Raw genomic sequence first — 14,575 nt, forward strand, 5'->3', positions numbered from 1 at the left:
CGGGAGAGGAAAAGGACATGAACGCACACCTACAACCCACCGGCTCGGCCTATTTCATCCAGAAGGAAACGGCCGCCGTCGAAAATCACACGCTGTCGGTTCTCGTCAGCAACGAGCCGGGCGTTCTCGCCCGGGTCATCGGCCTGTTTTCCGGCCGCGGCTACAACATCGAAAGCCTGACGGTTTCGGAAACGGAACATGAGGCGCATCTGTCGCGCATCACCATCGTCACGCGCGGCACACCCATCGTGCTGGAGCAGATCAAGGCGCAGCTTGAGCGCATCGTGCCGGTGCACCGGGTTCTCGATCTCACCGTTCGCGCCCGCGAACTCGGGCAGGAGCGGCCTATCGAGCGCGAAGTGGCGCTCATTAAGGTCGCCGGTTCCGGCGAGGACCGTGCAGAGACGCTGCGCCTTGCCGATGCGTTTCAGGCCAAGGTGGTGGATGCGACCGTGGAGCATTTCATCTTCGAGATCACCGGCAAGTCGTCGAAGATCGACCAGTTCGTGGCGATCATCAAGCCACTCGGCCTGATCGAGATTTGCCGCACCGGTATCGCGGCGATGAATCGCGGCCCGCAGGGGATGTAACCTCCATATCCGGAGCATATGTTGGAATATAAGCCCGCGGTTCGCCGCGGGTTTTTTTATGGCTTCGCCCGGATCGGCAGATATTCAACCATATGGTTGACTTTCCGGGGCGGCAGTCTATATTCAACAACATGGTTGAATTATCCGCTTCACATCTCGATACCGTTTTTCATGCCCTTGGCGACGCCACGCGACGCACGATGCTACGTGACCTTTCCCGTGGTGAGCGAACGGTGAGCCAGTTGGCCCGGCCGTTCGACATATCGCTCGCTGCCGCCTCGAAACATATCAAGGCGCTGGAAAATGCGGGGCTTATCCGCCGCGAGGTGAGGGGTCGCATCCATGTCTGCCGCCTTGCGCCGGAACCCTTGGCAGAGGCGCATGAATGGCTCGATTTCTACCGACAGTTCTGGGGCAGCCGCCTCGATATTCTTGAGCAGATGCTCAGGGAGGATGATCAGGGAAAAATCCCTGCAGATGGAGGAAATGACAATGGCTGATATCGCAATGCCTGACGCCTATGGCCGTCTTGTCGAACCGACGACCCTGAAGATCGAACGGCTGCTGCCGGGGCCGATCGAGCGGGTATGGGCCTATCTGACACAAAGCGAGCTTCGCCGTCGCTGGCTGGCTTCCGGCGAAATGCGGCTTGCGCCCGATGCGCCGTTCGAACTCGTCTGGCGTAACGATGAGCTTTCCGATCCGCCGGGCCGTCGCCCGGAAGGCTTTTCCGAAGAGCACAGGATGGCGTCCCGCATCATCACCGTCGTTCCGCCGCACCGCCTTGTCTTCAGTTGGGGCGAGGGCGCGGAGGTGTCCATTGAGCTTCAGGCTCTGGGCAAGGACGTGCTTCTGACGCTGGTTCATCGCCGGCTTGCGGATCGCACGACCAAGCTCAATGTCAGCGCCGGCTGGCACGTGCACCTCGATATTCTCGCTGCCCGGCTTCAGGAAGAGGAGCCGGAACCCTTCTGGGATACCTGGCTGGGGCTGAAAGAGGAATATGAGCACCGCATACCGTAATGAAGCGCGGTGCGTTCTCATGATCTGACGGCGCGGCTTGTCGCGCCGTTTCTTGCGGTCCATGCCTGATGTCGCATCCCCGAACAACGGGCCTGCTTTTCGGCGTGGCGTTCATATTCCGATTCAACCGCTTGAGCGATCGATTCCGAAGTGTTTCGTAACCCTCTGTTACCTCACAGCATTTCCAGCGAGGTCTTGCGCGTTGGCGGCGGGAAGACGGCATCCAGCGCCGCCCAGTCTTCCTCGGTTATTTCAAGATCGGTTGCGCCTCGATTTTCCTCGACGCGGGAAACGCTGGCGGATTTCGGGATGGCGATGACGCCGTCCCTTTCCAGAAGAAAGGCGAGCGCCAGTTGCGCCGGTGTCGCCTGATAGGCCTTGGCGATGCGGATGAGTTCGTGGTTCTTCAAGATGCGGCCCTGTTCGATGGGGGAATAGGCCATCAGCGGCACGCCGCGCTCCTGGCACCAGGGCAGCAGCGAAAACTCCGGCCCACGTCGGGACAGATTATAGAGCACCTGATTGGCCGCGCAGTTCTTGCCGCCGGCAACCGCGAAAAGCTCCTCCATGTCGTCGGTGTCGAAATTGGAGACGCCCCAGTCGCCGATCTTGCCGTCGCTCTTCAGCCTTTCGAAAGCCGCCACAGTTTCTGCAAGCGGATGCTCGCCGCGCCAGTGCAGCAGATAGAGGTCGATATGGTCGGTGCCGAGCCTTGCAAGGCTGCGTTCGCAGGCCTCCGCCGTGCCTCTTTCGCTGGCGTTCCAGGGATAGACCTTGCTGACCAGAAACACGTCCTCTCGACGACCGGCGATGGCCGCGCCGACCACCTCTTCCGATCTGCCGTCCGCATACATTTCCGCCGTGTCGATCAGCGTCATGCCGAGATCGATCGCCTTGCGGATGCTTTCGACCTCCTGCGGCGCGGATGATCTCGTCTCCCCCATGTTCCAGGTGCCGAGGCCAAGGGCCGGAACCTCTTTTCCGGAGGGCAGGGTGACGGAAGGAATATCGTCATACATGGGTTCGCTCCAGCGGTTGGTGATCGGACAATAGAACTTTGTTCCGACTTCTCAAAGCCGGCATGGAGAGGATCGATCCATCAAAAAAATTGACCTCGGCCATCGATCCGGCGGGGTGGCCTGATGTTGGTCCGGCGGATAGGATTTCGGCTCAAGGAGAAATCATGACTGTCGAAACTCTTGTCGCGCTGGTGCTGTTTGCCTTCACCACATCCATCACGCCCGGCCCGAACAATATGATGCTTTTTGCCTCCGGCGTGAATTTCGGATTCCGCCGCACCATCCCGCATATGCTGGGCATCGGGGCGGGGTTCCTGTCGCTGCTGATCGGGGTCGGCTTCGGTCTCGGCGCGTTGTTGCATTCGGTGCCCGTGCTTTACACCGGGCTGAAATTCGCAGGCGGGCTCTATCTCGTCTGGATTGCGTGGAAGATCGGCACCTCCCGCAGTCTGAGCGAGGGTTCGGCCGCATCGGAGCCGATGAGTTTCCTTGCCGCGGCCGCCTTTCAGTGGGTCAATCCCAAGGCGTGGGTGATGGCGGTGACGGCAATGGCGACCTATACGGATGAGCGGCAATATTTCCTTACCATCCTTCTCGTCGGCGTGGCCTTCGCCGCGGTCAATCTTCCCAGCGTTTCCACCTGGGCGGGTTTCGGCTCTGCCTTGCGGGAATGGCTCGCGGTGCCGGTCCGGCTCAAATGGTTCAATATCACCATGGCCGTGCTTCTCGTCATCAGCCTCTGGCCGATGTTGAAATAACGATCTTCACGTCGGGAACTGCCGGTAGCATTCCTCGGCGATTGCCTGCACCTCGTCGCGCGTCAGCTCGGCGGACACGGCGTAACCCAGTTCATTGTCGATCCAGTAGAAGGTCTCGATGCCGTCGGCGCTGGCCATGCGGAAGCTGGTGGTGCGGTTTTCCTCGTTGTGGCCGATCAGCACCGTCACCCGACGGCCGGTCTTGTCCTGATACATCAGCATCGCGCCCGGTTTGCCGCTGACGGGGATAAGACGCCCGCCGACGAGGTCGTATCCGATCTTCGAGAGATCGGGGATGGTGAAGGGGTAACCGAGCCGCTTGCCGAGCCATGTGGCGAGATGCTGCTGTTCTCCCGCGCCGACTTCGACGGGATGCCGCACCTCGCTCGCATAGATGAGATAGGCGGATTTCGCCTGCGCCGGAATATCCGTCGTCAGCGACGCCAGCGTCACGTCCTGCGGTGTGGAAAAAGAAGGCGGCAGAAGCCTGCCCGCCGCAGCACCCGCCACGAAGATCAAAAGGGCCGCCGCTGTTTGCAGGAGAACCGGTTTTGCCCGCCATGAGCGGTCCCTCTTTTGCGGGCTGAGCATCGATGCATCATGCGGATGCGCGGCGGCATAGGAGGCGAAGGCATTGCGCAGAATATCGGCCTGTTTTCTCCATTCCTCCACACGGGCCTGCTCTTCCGGCCTTTCCGCCAGCCAGGCCTCGACAGCCGCGCGGTCATCGTCGGAAAGAAGTCCGTCGACATAGGCGTGCAGATCGTCTTCGGTTATGGCCTCTAGCCGTTTCATCTTGGTCTCCGCAGGGGAATGATATTATCCGCCGCCAGATGCTGGCGAAGGGTTTCGCGGGCGCGGGACAGTCTGGACATGACGGTGCCGAGCGGGATCGACAATGTCTCTGCCGCCTCCTGGTAGCTGTAGCCTTCCACCGTCACCAGCATCAGCACGGCGCGCATATCAGGCGAAAGAAGGGCGAGTGCGCCGTGCAGCCGGTCGTTCTCCAGCGTGTCGGAGAGCGTATCCGCGCCGGCGATGCTCTCATGGCCGTCCAGGCTCTCGGACGGGTGGCGTTTCTCGGCGCGATGGCGGTTACGATAAAGATTCGTCATTATCGTGTAAGCCCATGATTTCAAACCCGTTCCGCGCCATTGCCTTTTATTGGCCAGCGCCTTTTCCACGCAGTCCTGCAAGAGGTCTTCGCCATCGGCATCTGAACGGGAAAGGCTGCGGGAATAACGGCGCAGCATGGGCATCAGCGCCAGCATTTCGGTTTCGAAACTGCCGGCTGCGGGGGAATGGTTCCCCCGCTTTTCGTCCTTCATGCCATCAGGGTTTTGCGGCATCCCATACACCGTTCATACCGTCGCCGGTGGCGTCGCCTTTTTTCGTGTCCTTGACCCAGTAATAAAGCGGCATGCCATCCTTCGCCCATTGCATCTTGCCGTCCTTGCGCTTCACGAGGGAATAAGCGCCCTCGGCCTTGTCGCTGGCGGCTGCGAAAAACGGCGGCCAGTTCACCGCGCATTTGTCATAACAATTGGATACGCCCTTCTTGTCGTTCTTGAAAGTGTAGAGCGTCATGCCTTTTTCGCCCGCCAGCACATCGCCCTTGGCGGTCTTGACGGTTTCGACCATAGGGGCGGCATAGGCCGTTCCGGCAAAAGCCAGAACGAGGGCGGGAACGATAAAGCGGATCTTCATGGACATATCCTCCTTGGTTCGGGCGGCCTCTGCCGCCAGCACATCAAGAGACACCGCAACCCGACGGATTATTCCCTGCGGCAACGAATTTTCGCGATTTTTAAACTTATCCATTGAGCTAACTATTTCGATATGATAGTTAGCCTTATGGAAAACTATTCAGACGCGCTCGACGATATCTTCCAGTCTCTTGCCGATCCGACCCGCAGGGCGGTGATCCTGAAGCTGGGCGGCGGGGAGGCGAGTATCGGAACGCTGGCCGAGCCCTTCGACATGGCCCTGCCATCCTTCATGAAACATATCCGCCAGCTGGAAGAGGCGGGGCTGATCGTGACGCGCAAGCAGGGGCGCGTCCGGTTCTGCTCGCTGGAGAAACAGAGGTTCTCCATGCTCGATGGCTGGTTGTCGCAACAACGCGCCATCTGGGAAGGCCGCACCGACCGGCTCGAACAATTCGTCATGGCGCAACAGGACAGGATGTCCAGTAAAGGGGAGAATGACCAATGACCGAGACTTTCAATCCCGATCTCGACCTGAAGATTTCACGCGTCATCAGGGCGCCGCGCCGGCTCGTCTGGAATGCCTGGACGGACAAGGCCAGCCTCGAACAATGGTGGGTGCCGCATCCCGGCCAATGCCGGGTCGACCGCATGGAGCTTCATCCCGGCGGCGCCTTCGAAACGCGCTATAGCGAGGACGGCACGGCCTTCGGTCCGCATGTCAAAGGATGTTTTCTGGCGGTGGATCATGAGCAGCGTCTGGTTTTCACCGATGCGCTGACGGCGGGTTTTCGCCCCTCCGCCCAGCCGTTCCTCACCGCCGTGATGACATTTCGCGATCATCCCGACGGCATGGAATATGTGGCCTATGCCATGCACAACAATCTTGAGGATCGCGACAGGCACGCGGAGATGGGTTTCTTCGACGGATGGAACACGGTTGCGGAGCAGCTGGCGCAGCTTGTCGAGCGACAGGCGGTCAATTGAGCCGCATCAGCCGAACAGGGGAATATCCGGCTTGTTGAGCATGAGCCAGATGATGCCGAGAACCGCGAAAAAGGCGGGAAAACCGCAGGCGAACCAGATGCGGTAAAGCCGGAACCATTGCGCCGGCAGGGCCTGTCCGGTGGCGGCGCAGTCGCGGGCGATATCGCGCAGCCTGATCTGTATCCACACCACCGGCAGCCAGAAAATGCCGGTGAAGACATAAAGGGCGAGCGAAAGCGCGATCCAGCCTTCGGTCAGCGGCCAGCCGATGATGCGCGCGAGAGAATATCCAGTGACCGGCTGGATGATCGCGGCGGTGGCGGTAAAGACCGTGTCGGCGATGACGACGGTGCCTGAGACATGGGCGATCAGCGCCGGGCTTGCCGTCCGCCGTGCCATCACCATGAAAAAGGCAATGCCCGCGCCGGTGCCGAACAGCACCGTCGCGCCGATGACATGGGCAAGCCGCAGAAGTTCCTCAAGTGCCATCAGCGTTCATCCAAGGTGGCGAGGGCAACGAGCGTCAGGGCGACGGAAGGCAGAACCTTGACCAGAGGACCGAGCGGATCGAGCCAAAGGGTCGGTTCCAGCAGGCTGCCGCCGGCTAGATAAGCGGCGCTGACCAGCAGCATGGCGACAAGCGCCTTTCTGGCGAGCGGCCGCAGCAGAACGGCGATGCCGAGGGCTATATCGATGAGGCAGGTGGCGAGTGTGAGGGCGATGGCCGACGTCTGCGGCATGAAGGGCAGGAAATGCGCCGCTGCTCCAGTGATATTCAGCAGGGGTATGAGGCCGGACAGCAGCCAGAATAAAGACAGGCAGAGAACGATCATGGGTTTCAGCATATATAATCTGGCAAACCACAGGTCCTGCACGCCGGAAGGGTGGGCGGCCAGCGTCTGTTCCAGGGGCTTGAGTGACGCCATCGTCGGTCCTGCTTCATTCTCCGTCACGATGCCTTCCGACATGACCGTCATGGCGGTCGAACGCAGCGGCGACCGCCAGCCGAGTTTGCCTGCGGCATCCGCCACAAGGCCGACGGGGCGCATGAAGGCGGCGGGAAGATTTATGATCGGAGCACGGGGCAGGCCCAGCCATTGCCGGTGTCTGGCGACCACGTCCTGCAAAGTCAGCGTTTCCTTCGCGACGAGTTCGAGATCGCTGCCCGGCGGGATTTCGCCGTCGATCGCCGCGCATACCACGGTTGCCACATCCTCCACCGCGACCGTCCGGACGGCGATTCCTCCATTGACGAGCGGCACCACGAAGGGAAAGCCTGCAAGCGCACGCACAAGTGCCGTGCCGCCGTGCGCGTTTCGCCCAACCACCAGTGCGGGGCGCAGAATGACGTAAGGCAGACCGCTTGCGGCGAGCGCCTCATCGGCGCGGCGTTTGGTGGCGAGGAAGGGCAGGCCGGATGCGGCCCCCGCCGTGCGGGCCGATATCTGGATTATCCGTCTGCCGCCCGCCTGCGCCGCTGCTTCATAAAGCGCCAGCATCGCCTTTTCCTGCGTCGCGGCAAGGTCATCCGACAGGCCGTCCTGCAGCGCGCCCGCGCAATTGACTATGGCGTCATGGTCATGGACGAGCGATGACCAGTCTGTCGCGTGCTTCATCCTGGAAAGATCGGCTGAGACCCACTTGGCGAAAGGCCATTTGTCGCGGGCGCGGGTCACCGACCGCGCCACCCCCGTCACAGCATGCCCGCGGAGGTGAAGGCTTTTGAGAACCTCCGAACCGATGAAACCTGTTGCGCCGAGAATCAATATCTTCATACGAGGGATGATAACGACCACGGCTTAAAAACCAGCCGTGTTTTATTGCCGCATTCTCACGCGGCGATTCATCTTTCGTTCTTTTTCTGTTGCGCATGACGCTCGAATCCTGCGATGAGGGCGCATGTTATTTTCACCTCAACAGGACGAAGCGCTGAAGGCTGTTTCCCGCTGGCTGAAGGAAGGCCGGACGCCGGTTTTCCGGCTGTTCGGTTATGCCGGAACGGGCAAGACGACGCTTGCCAAGCATTTCGCGGAAAATGTCGATGGCGAGGTGCTGTTTGCGGCCTTCACCGGCAAGGCGGCGCAGGTGCTGCGCTCGCGCGGGGCGACCAATGCCCGCACCATCCATTCGCTGATCTATCGCCCGCGCGGCGAAGAAACCGTGGAAGACGAGGAAACCGGCAAGACTTCGATTGCGCCGATGTTCTCCATCAACCGCCAGAGCCCGCTCGCCAAGGCGGCGCTTATCATCATCGATGAGTGTTCGATGGTGGACGAGCAACTCGGCAAGGACCTGATGAGCTTCGGCACGCCGATTCTCGTGCTCGGCGATCCCGGCCAGCTGCCGCCGGTTTCGGGCGGCGGCTTTTTCACCGAACAGGAGCCCGATTATCTGCTGTCGGAAATCCATCGACAGGCCAAGGACAATCCCATCATCCATCTCGCCATGGATGTGCGGGAAGGCCGGGAGATCATGCGCGGCGATTACGGGACCGCGCAGGTGATTTCCAAATCCGAGGTGACGCAGTCGCTGGTTCTCGATGCCGATCAGGTGCTGGTCGGCACCAACCGCACCCGCCGCCGCTACAATCAGCGGCTTCGCGAGCTGAAGGGTTTTACCGCCGACTACCCGCAATCCGGCGACAAGCTGGTCTGCCTCCGGAACGATCCGGCCAAGGGGCTGCTCAACGGTTCGCTCTGGCAGGTGATGAGTTCATCGCGCGAGACGGTGAAGCCCGGCATCAACCTGATGATCCGGCCTGAAGACGACGATATGGATCGTGGTGCTGCCAAGATCAAATTGCTGAAGGCGGCCTTCGAGGATGTGGAGACGGAAATTCCGTGGTCTACGCGCAAGCGGTATGACGAATTCGATTTCGGCTATGCGCTGACCGTGCACAAGGCGCAGGGTTCGCAGTGGAACAACGTGGTTCTCTTCGACGAGAGCTATGCTTTCCGGGACTCGCGCGAGAGGTGGCTTTACACCGCCATTACCCGTGCGGCGGAGACACTGACAATCGTTCGTTGATCGTGACTATGCACGGATGACGCCGAGCAGAACCGCCTTGGCGACCGCCTGAAAGCGGTTGCTGGCATTGAACTTGCCGATGATCTTCGCCTCGAGAACATTGAGATCGCTGCCCGAAAGACCAAGGGCGCGGGCGAGTCTCACCGGGGCGTAACCCTCCGCCATCAGCTCCAGACATTTTCGTTCGGTGTCGGTGAGGGCGATATCCTTTGCCGGGGTCCGTTCCGCGCCATCCATGCCGTCCGCATCGGTGTCGGCGACCAGCAGTTCCTCGATCTGCTGGGCCTGGCGCTGAAGGGTGGAAAGCTCGGCCGTCAATTCCCGCTTCCGCTGCCGCAGCGCGGCGTGGAATATGTCGTCCGCCTCGCTTTGCGAGAGCGAACGGACGAATTTTTCCATGATCTCGGTAATGGCGGCGACGGAAATGCCCACTTCGCGGCAGACGTTGATGACGGCCATGCGCTGGACATTGCGGTGGGTATAGACCCGCATCTGGCCGATGCGCTTCGAGGTCAGCAGCGCCTTTTCCTCGTAAAAATGCAGCGTCCGGTGGGTCACCCCGAAGATATTGGCCATGTCGGCGATGGGCACGGGTTCCGCGGGCAGGGAGGAGGGCAGGCTTATATCCGGTAGAAAGCTGCTGATCCTTAGATTGGGTTTGTCCTCGTCGCCGTGACTTTCGAACGGCATCCGGCCATCCTGCATTGTCTCCCCCTTCGCGCTCTTTGACAGTGTGCCTGCCTTTTTAAAGGTGCCCGTTGCTTGTTCCCCCAAGACGGGCATGTTTTCCGATCAAGACCTCATGCCAAACGCTACATCAGAACCGTAACGTGTATTGCCTGTTTTCGTTCCCGCAATAATAAAAAATTCGCCGGCCTTCTTGCGATTGGCCTCAACCTGCGTGAAACAGGATGTCAATTCCGAACCGGAGCCCCGATGCCATGCCCGCAAAACTTTCTGTCAATCTGAACGCAATTGCCATGTTACGCAACCGCCGCGATCTTCCATGGCCGGATGTCGCGCATTTCGGGCATATTGCACTGGCGGCGGGGGCAAGCGGGCTGACTGTACACCCGCGGCCGGATCAGCGCCATATCCGCTTTTCCGATCTGCCGGTGCTGCGAGCCCTGATCGACGACAGTTTTCCCGGCGCGGAATTCAACATCGAAGGTTATCCGACCGAGGATTTCCTCGTTCTTTGCGAAAAGACCCAACCGGAGCAGGTGACGCTGGTGCCCGACGATCCCTCGCAGGCAACCTCCGACCACGGCTGGGATTTCCGCAAGCACGGCGTTTTCCTGAAAGACGTGGTGGGGCGCCTGAAGGCTGGCGGCATGCGCGTCTCGCTTTTTGCCGATGGCGATGGGGAGCGCGAGCCGGTGGAACTGGCCGCCGAGACGGGTGCGGCGCGTATCGAACTTTACACCGGCCCCTATGGCGGCTGTTTTGACGATCCGCAAAAGGGTGAGGCGCTTCTCGAAAAGCTCGGGCAGACGGCGGATCATGCCAGAGCGCTCGGGCTTGCCGTCAATGCCGGCCATGACCTCACCGTCGCAAACCTGCCCAAGCTGATGAAACGTATCCCTTATCTGGCTGAGGTTTCCATCGGCCATGGGCTGACGGCGGATGCGCTGGAATATGGCATGGCTGAAACAGTCCGGCGTTTTTGTCACGCCTGCGGTCAGGCTATTTCATAACCAAAGTCAATTTTTTTTGCCTATAGTTTGCCGGCGCATGCTCCGTGCGCGAGCTTTTGAAGGCAGAAGACATATGCAAGAACATCATGTTGTCGTCGTGGGTGGAGGCTTCGGCGGTTTGCAACTGGTACACGGGCTGGAGGGGGCCCCTGTCCGCATTACATTGATAGATCGTCGCAATCACCACCTGTTCCAGCCATTGCTTTATCAGGTTGCGACGACGGCTCTGGCGACATCCGAAATCGCCTGGCCGATCCGCCATCTCTATCGCGACCGCAAGGAGGTCACGACCCTGCTTGCGGAGGTGACCGGCGTGGACCGTGCTGCGCGGACCGTGCATTTAAGTTCGGGTCAGGTTATCGGCTTCGATACGCTGGTGCTGGCAACCGGCGCCCGCCACGCCTATTTCGGCCGCGACGAGTGGGAGCGTTCCGCTCCCGGTCTCAAGACGCTCGAAGATGCGACGACAATCCGCCGCCGCCTGCTTCTGGCTTTCGAACGGGCCGAACTCGCCACCAGCGAAGAAGAACGGCAGGCGCTGCTGACCTTCGTCATCATCGGCGCAGGCCCGACGGGCGTGGAAATGGCGGGCATGATCGCCGAACTGGCCCATAAGGTGCTGCCGGCGGAATTCCGTAATGTGGATACCAGAAAGACCCGGGTATTGCTCGTCGAGGCTGGCCCTCGCGTTCTGCCGGTCTTCACGGAAGATCTTTCGGCCTATGCAAAGGAAGCGCTTGAAAAACTTGGTGTCGAGGTTCTGCTCGGCACGCCGGTGACGGCGTGCAGCGATGAAGGCGTGACGGTGGGCGAGACCTATTATCCCTGCCGCACCGTGGTCTGGGCTGCCGGCGTACAGGCATCGCCCGCCGCAAAATGGCTCAACGCCGCCGCCGACCGGGCGGGACGTGCCGTTGTCGGGCCGCATCTTCATCTGGAAGACGATCCGAATATCTTCGTCATCGGCGATACGGCCGCCGTCAATCAGGAAAACGGCAAGCCGGTGCCGGGCATCGCACCCGCGGCAAAGCAGCAGGGCGCCTATGTCGCGAAAGTCATCAAGGCGCGGCTGGCCGGCCAGCCGTCACCGCCGCCGTTCCGCTACAGCCATCAGGGCAATCTGGCGACCATCGGCAAACGTGCGGCGGTAATCGATTTCGGCAGGTTCAAGCTCAAGGGCGTGCTGGCGTGGTGGATATGGGGGCTTGCCCACATCTACTTCCTGATCGGAACGCGGTCGCGATTGGCGGTGGCGTGGAGCTGGCTGTGGATTTACCTGAGCGGCCAGCACAGCGCGCGGCTGATTACCCAGAAAGAGACGCTGAAGGACGAGGCCTGAGGGCAGGGGTAAGGCAAAGGGCGGGAAGCCTGCGCTTCCCGCCCCCCGTGCTTCTGTAGGCGCGCCCAACCTCTCCTCCGTCATGCCGGACTAGATCCGGCATCCAGCCACGGCGCGTCTGCGCCGTGAAAAGAGTCTTTTTCGATCAAAGACTTGATCGCGCTGGACCCCGGATCTAGTCCGGGGTGACGGAGTGGGGATGTGGCGTGTGTGCCCTATCCAACGCTCAAGCGTCGAGCGACGCCATATCGATGACGAAGCGATACCGCACATCGCTTTTCAGCACACGCTCATAGGCTTCGTTGACGTCCTGGATGTTGATCGTCTCGATTTCCGAGACGATGTTGTGCTCGCCGCAAAAATCCAGCATGTCCTGGGTTTCCTTGATCGAACCGATCATCGAGCCGGACAGGCTTTTCGCGCCGATGATGAGCGAGAAGGCGTGCACCGGGATTGCATGTTCCGGCGCGCCGACGACGACCATGCTGCCCTTGGGTTTCAGCAGGCCGAGATAGGCGTTCCAGTCGATGGCGACGCCGGCCGTGCAGATGATCAGGTCGAAGGTGCCGGCCAGCTTCTCGAAGGTCGAGGCGTCGCTGGTGGCGTAATAGTCCTTCGCGCCGAGTTTCAGGCCGTCTTCCTTCTTCGACAGGGTCTGGGAAAGAACGGTGATATCCGCGCCCATGGCCGCGCCGAGCTTGACGCCCATATGGCCGAGGCCGCCCATGCCGACGATCGCGACCTTCTGGCCGGGACCGGCATTCCAGCGGCGCAGCGGCGAATAAAGCGTGATGCCGGCGCAGAGAAGCGGTGCGGAAGCGTCGAGCGGCAGGTTGTCCGGGATCGACAGCACATAACCTTCCTTGACGACGATCGAGTCGGAGTAACCGCCATGGGTCGCGGTCTTCGTGAAGGGATCGACGTCGTTATAGGTCTGGACGAGGCCGGGCATGTAATGCTCGTTGTCGAGATCGCGGGTGGCGCAGCCGACGCAGGAATCGACGAAGCAGCCGACGCCGACATGGTCACCGACCTTGAACTTCGTAACCTTGGAACCGACGGCTTTCACGACGCCGGCGATTTCATGGCCGGGAACGATCGGGTAGACGGCGTTCTTCCATTCGTTGCGGACGGTGTGGATGTCCGAGTGGCAGATGCCGGCATATTTGATGTCGATGACGACGTCGTCATCGTTCGGCTCGCGGCGTTCGAAGGTGAACGGGGTAAGCGGCTTCGACGCATCGGTCGCAGCGTAACCTCTAGCAATAGCCATCTGAATATCCTTTCGGGAGTTGGGGACGACGGAATATGCGATGGAAGCGTGAGGCGGCGTTAGAGCGATCCTCCGAGCTTTTTGCACGATCCTGCAAAAATATGGTGGCGCACTCTTTGCGCGGGCCGCGCGGCTTTCTAGATAAAAGGCATCCAAAGCATCTCTTCCTTCAGTTAAGGGATTTCCCCTATGTCCTTGCCGTTCAATGTCTATCAGGAGATCGCCTCCATCGCCGCGCGGCATGCCACCCAGGACGGCGAGGTACAGACGGCAATCGACTCCCTCGGCATCAGCCGGCGCACGACGCCGAGCGCCCCATGCCACGGCAGCTATCGCCCCTGTCTCGCGCTGGTGATCCAGGGCTCGAAAAGCGTTCAATTGGGAACGGACACCATCAATTATGGCGCGGGGGATTATCTCCTGACCTCGCTTGATCTGCCGGTTGCATGGCGGGTGGTGGAGGCGAGCAGGGAGGTGCCGCATTTCTGCATCGCTCTTGCCATCGACAGCGAAAAGCTGCTCGATCTCATGCGGCGTGTGCCCATCGATCCGCCTGCGGAGCCGGCGAACGCCCAGCGCGGCATCGTCGTCAATACGGCCACGCCGGAACTTCTCGATGCGGCTATCCGCCTGTTGCGCCTGCTCGACCGTCCGGCGGACATCGCGGCCATGGCGCCGCTGATCGAACAGGAAATCCTCTATCGCATTCTGACCGGACCGGCGGGCGGACAGCTGATGAACATCATCGCGGCCGGCAGCCACGGAAACCGCATCGCCCGCGCCATCGCCTGGCTGCGCGAGAATTTCGCACGCCAGCTGCGTATCGAGGATCTCGCCGATCATATCGGCATGAGCGTCTCGTCCTTCCACCATCACTTCAAGACGATCACGGCCATGACGCCGGTTCAGTATCAGAAGCAACTACGCCTGCATGAGGCGCGGCGGCTGATGCTGCTGGAGCGGCTGGATGCGGGCACCGCCGGCCATCGCGTCGGTTATCAGAGCCCGTCGCAGTTCAGCCGCGAATATAGCCGTTTCTACGGATTATCGCCGTCGCGGGATATTGATGCATCGCGGGAGATCAGCGCGGCTGGGTAGTTGGGAAGGTTGTGCGTCGGTTAGTGGATCGATGGCGGGTGGAGCTTACCCCCCCCCC

18 protein-coding genes are annotated in these 14,575 nt (G+C 60.8%); 10 read left to right on the forward strand and 8 right to left on the reverse strand.

Annotation, left to right across the window (positions count from 1 at the left end):
• Positions 1 to 17: 17 nt before the first annotated feature.
• The 3 genes from ilvN to L901_RS11600 all read left to right on the forward strand — a co-directional run bounded on the left by ilvN (position 18) and on the right by L901_RS11600 (position 1,613).
• Complete coding sequence (gene ilvN / locus L901_RS11590) at positions 18 to 590, forward strand: acetolactate synthase small subunit (RefSeq protein ID WP_003522378.1); 573 nt, start codon at positions 18 to 20, stop codon at positions 588 to 590.
• Positions 591 to 721: 131 nt separating this feature from the next.
• Complete coding sequence (locus L901_RS11595) at positions 722 to 1,090, forward strand: helix-turn-helix transcriptional regulator (RefSeq protein WP_059756762.1); 369 nt, start codon at positions 722 to 724, stop codon at positions 1,088 to 1,090.
• Positions 1,083 to 1,613, forward strand: a complete 531-nt coding sequence (locus L901_RS11600; RefSeq protein WP_059756730.1) for an SRPBCC family protein — start codon at positions 1,083 to 1,085, stop codon at positions 1,611 to 1,613. The genes L901_RS11595 and L901_RS11600 overlap by 8 nt, the downstream gene beginning before the upstream one ends.
• 173 nt (positions 1,614 to 1,786) lie before the next feature.
• Here L901_RS11600 and L901_RS11605 read toward each other — a convergent pair whose 3' ends face one another.
• Positions 1,787 to 2,632 carry an aldo/keto reductase gene (locus L901_RS11605; RefSeq protein WP_059756733.1) on the reverse strand — a complete coding sequence of 282 codons (846 nt, stop codon included), beginning with the start codon at positions 2,630 to 2,632 and terminating at the stop codon, positions 1,787 to 1,789.
• Between the two features lie 164 nt (positions 2,633 to 2,796).
• On the opposite strand from L901_RS11605, the gene L901_RS11610 reads away from it, so the two are divergent.
• A complete protein-coding gene (locus L901_RS11610) occupies positions 2,797 to 3,390 on the forward strand; it encodes a LysE family translocator (protein WP_059756735.1) in 594 nt (197 codons plus the stop codon).
• A gap of 6 nt (positions 3,391 to 3,396) precedes the next feature.
• On the opposite strand, the gene L901_RS11615 is transcribed toward L901_RS11610, so the two are convergent.
• From L901_RS11615 to L901_RS11625, 3 genes are read right to left on the reverse strand one after another with little or no spacing between them, the layout of a single operon-like run.
• Positions 3,397 to 4,185, reverse strand: a complete 789-nt coding sequence (locus L901_RS11615) for an anti-sigma factor (RefSeq protein WP_059756737.1) — start codon at positions 4,183 to 4,185, stop codon at positions 3,397 to 3,399.
• On the reverse strand, positions 4,182 to 4,739 hold the full coding sequence (locus L901_RS11620) for an RNA polymerase sigma factor (protein ID WP_059756740.1): 558 nt from the start codon (positions 4,737 to 4,739) through the stop codon (positions 4,182 to 4,184). The genes L901_RS11615 and L901_RS11620 overlap by 4 nt, the downstream gene beginning before the upstream one ends.
• Positions 4,723 to 5,103 (reverse strand): hypothetical protein, encoded by a 381-nt coding sequence (locus L901_RS11625; protein ID WP_078051963.1) that lies wholly within the window; start codon positions 5,101 to 5,103, stop codon positions 4,723 to 4,725. The genes L901_RS11620 and L901_RS11625 overlap by 17 nt, the downstream gene beginning before the upstream one ends.
• Positions 5,104 to 5,244: 141 nt before the next feature.
• Here L901_RS11625 and L901_RS11630 point away from each other — a divergent pair, with 141 nt between their 5' ends.
• Together L901_RS11630 and L901_RS11635 are read left to right on the forward strand one after the other, a co-directional pair.
• Positions 5,245 to 5,604 (forward strand): helix-turn-helix transcriptional regulator, encoded by a 360-nt coding sequence (locus tag L901_RS11630; protein ID WP_059756764.1) that lies wholly within the window; start codon positions 5,245 to 5,247, stop codon positions 5,602 to 5,604.
• A complete protein-coding gene (locus L901_RS11635; protein ID WP_059756743.1) occupies positions 5,601 to 6,083 on the forward strand; it encodes an SRPBCC family protein in 483 nt (160 codons plus the stop codon). The genes L901_RS11630 and L901_RS11635 overlap by 4 nt, the downstream gene beginning before the upstream one ends.
• Before the next feature lie 6 nt (positions 6,084 to 6,089).
• Here the strand turns inward: L901_RS11635 and L901_RS11640 are convergent, their stop codons facing one another.
• The gene (locus L901_RS11640) at positions 6,090 to 6,572 is read right to left on the reverse strand and encodes a DUF2269 domain-containing protein (protein WP_059756746.1); all 483 of its coding nucleotides are present in this window, start codon (positions 6,570 to 6,572) and stop codon (positions 6,090 to 6,092) included.
• Complete coding sequence (locus tag L901_RS11645; RefSeq protein WP_059756766.1) at positions 6,572 to 7,858, reverse strand: SDR family oxidoreductase; 1,287 nt, start codon at positions 7,856 to 7,858, stop codon at positions 6,572 to 6,574. The genes L901_RS11640 and L901_RS11645 overlap by 1 nt, the downstream gene beginning before the upstream one ends.
• Before the next feature lie 124 nt (positions 7,859 to 7,982).
• Between L901_RS11645 and L901_RS11650 the strand changes: the two genes are divergently transcribed.
• Positions 7,983 to 9,110: an ATP-dependent RecD-like DNA helicase gene (locus tag L901_RS11650; protein WP_059756749.1), complete on the forward strand. Its 1,128-nt coding sequence runs from the start codon at positions 7,983 to 7,985 to the stop codon at positions 9,108 to 9,110.
• A gap of 6 nt (positions 9,111 to 9,116) precedes the next feature.
• Here L901_RS11650 and L901_RS11655 read toward each other — a convergent pair whose 3' ends face one another.
• The gene (locus tag L901_RS11655) at positions 9,117 to 9,815 is read right to left on the reverse strand and encodes a MerR family transcriptional regulator (protein WP_020811167.1); all 699 of its coding nucleotides are present in this window, start codon (positions 9,813 to 9,815) and stop codon (positions 9,117 to 9,119) included.
• A gap of 236 nt (positions 9,816 to 10,051) precedes the next feature.
• Here L901_RS11655 and L901_RS11660 point away from each other — a divergent pair, with 236 nt between their 5' ends.
• Complete coding sequence (locus L901_RS11660; protein WP_059756769.1) at positions 10,052 to 10,807, forward strand: pyridoxine 5'-phosphate synthase; 756 nt, start codon at positions 10,052 to 10,054, stop codon at positions 10,805 to 10,807.
• 73 nt (positions 10,808 to 10,880) lie between these two features.
• Positions 10,881 to 12,146, forward strand: coding sequence for an NAD(P)/FAD-dependent oxidoreductase (locus tag L901_RS11665; protein WP_059756751.1), 1,266 nt, complete (start codon positions 10,881 to 10,883; stop codon positions 12,144 to 12,146).
• Between the two features lie 226 nt (positions 12,147 to 12,372).
• Here the strand turns inward: L901_RS11665 and L901_RS11670 are convergent, their stop codons facing one another.
• Positions 12,373 to 13,419: an NAD(P)-dependent alcohol dehydrogenase gene (locus L901_RS11670; RefSeq protein WP_059756753.1), complete on the reverse strand. Its 1,047-nt coding sequence runs from the start codon at positions 13,417 to 13,419 to the stop codon at positions 12,373 to 12,375.
• Between the two features lie 189 nt (positions 13,420 to 13,608).
• Between L901_RS11670 and L901_RS11675 the strand changes: the two genes are divergently transcribed.
• The gene (locus L901_RS11675) at positions 13,609 to 14,517 is read left to right on the forward strand and encodes an AraC family transcriptional regulator (protein WP_020811163.1); all 909 of its coding nucleotides are present in this window, start codon (positions 13,609 to 13,611) and stop codon (positions 14,515 to 14,517) included.
• Positions 14,518 to 14,575: the final 58 nt, after the last annotated feature.

The sequence above is a fragment of the Agrobacterium sp. D14 genome, from assembly GCF_001526505.1.
In the GTDB taxonomy this organism is placed as follows: Bacteria; Pseudomonadota; Alphaproteobacteria; order Rhizobiales; family Rhizobiaceae; genus Agrobacterium; species Agrobacterium leguminum.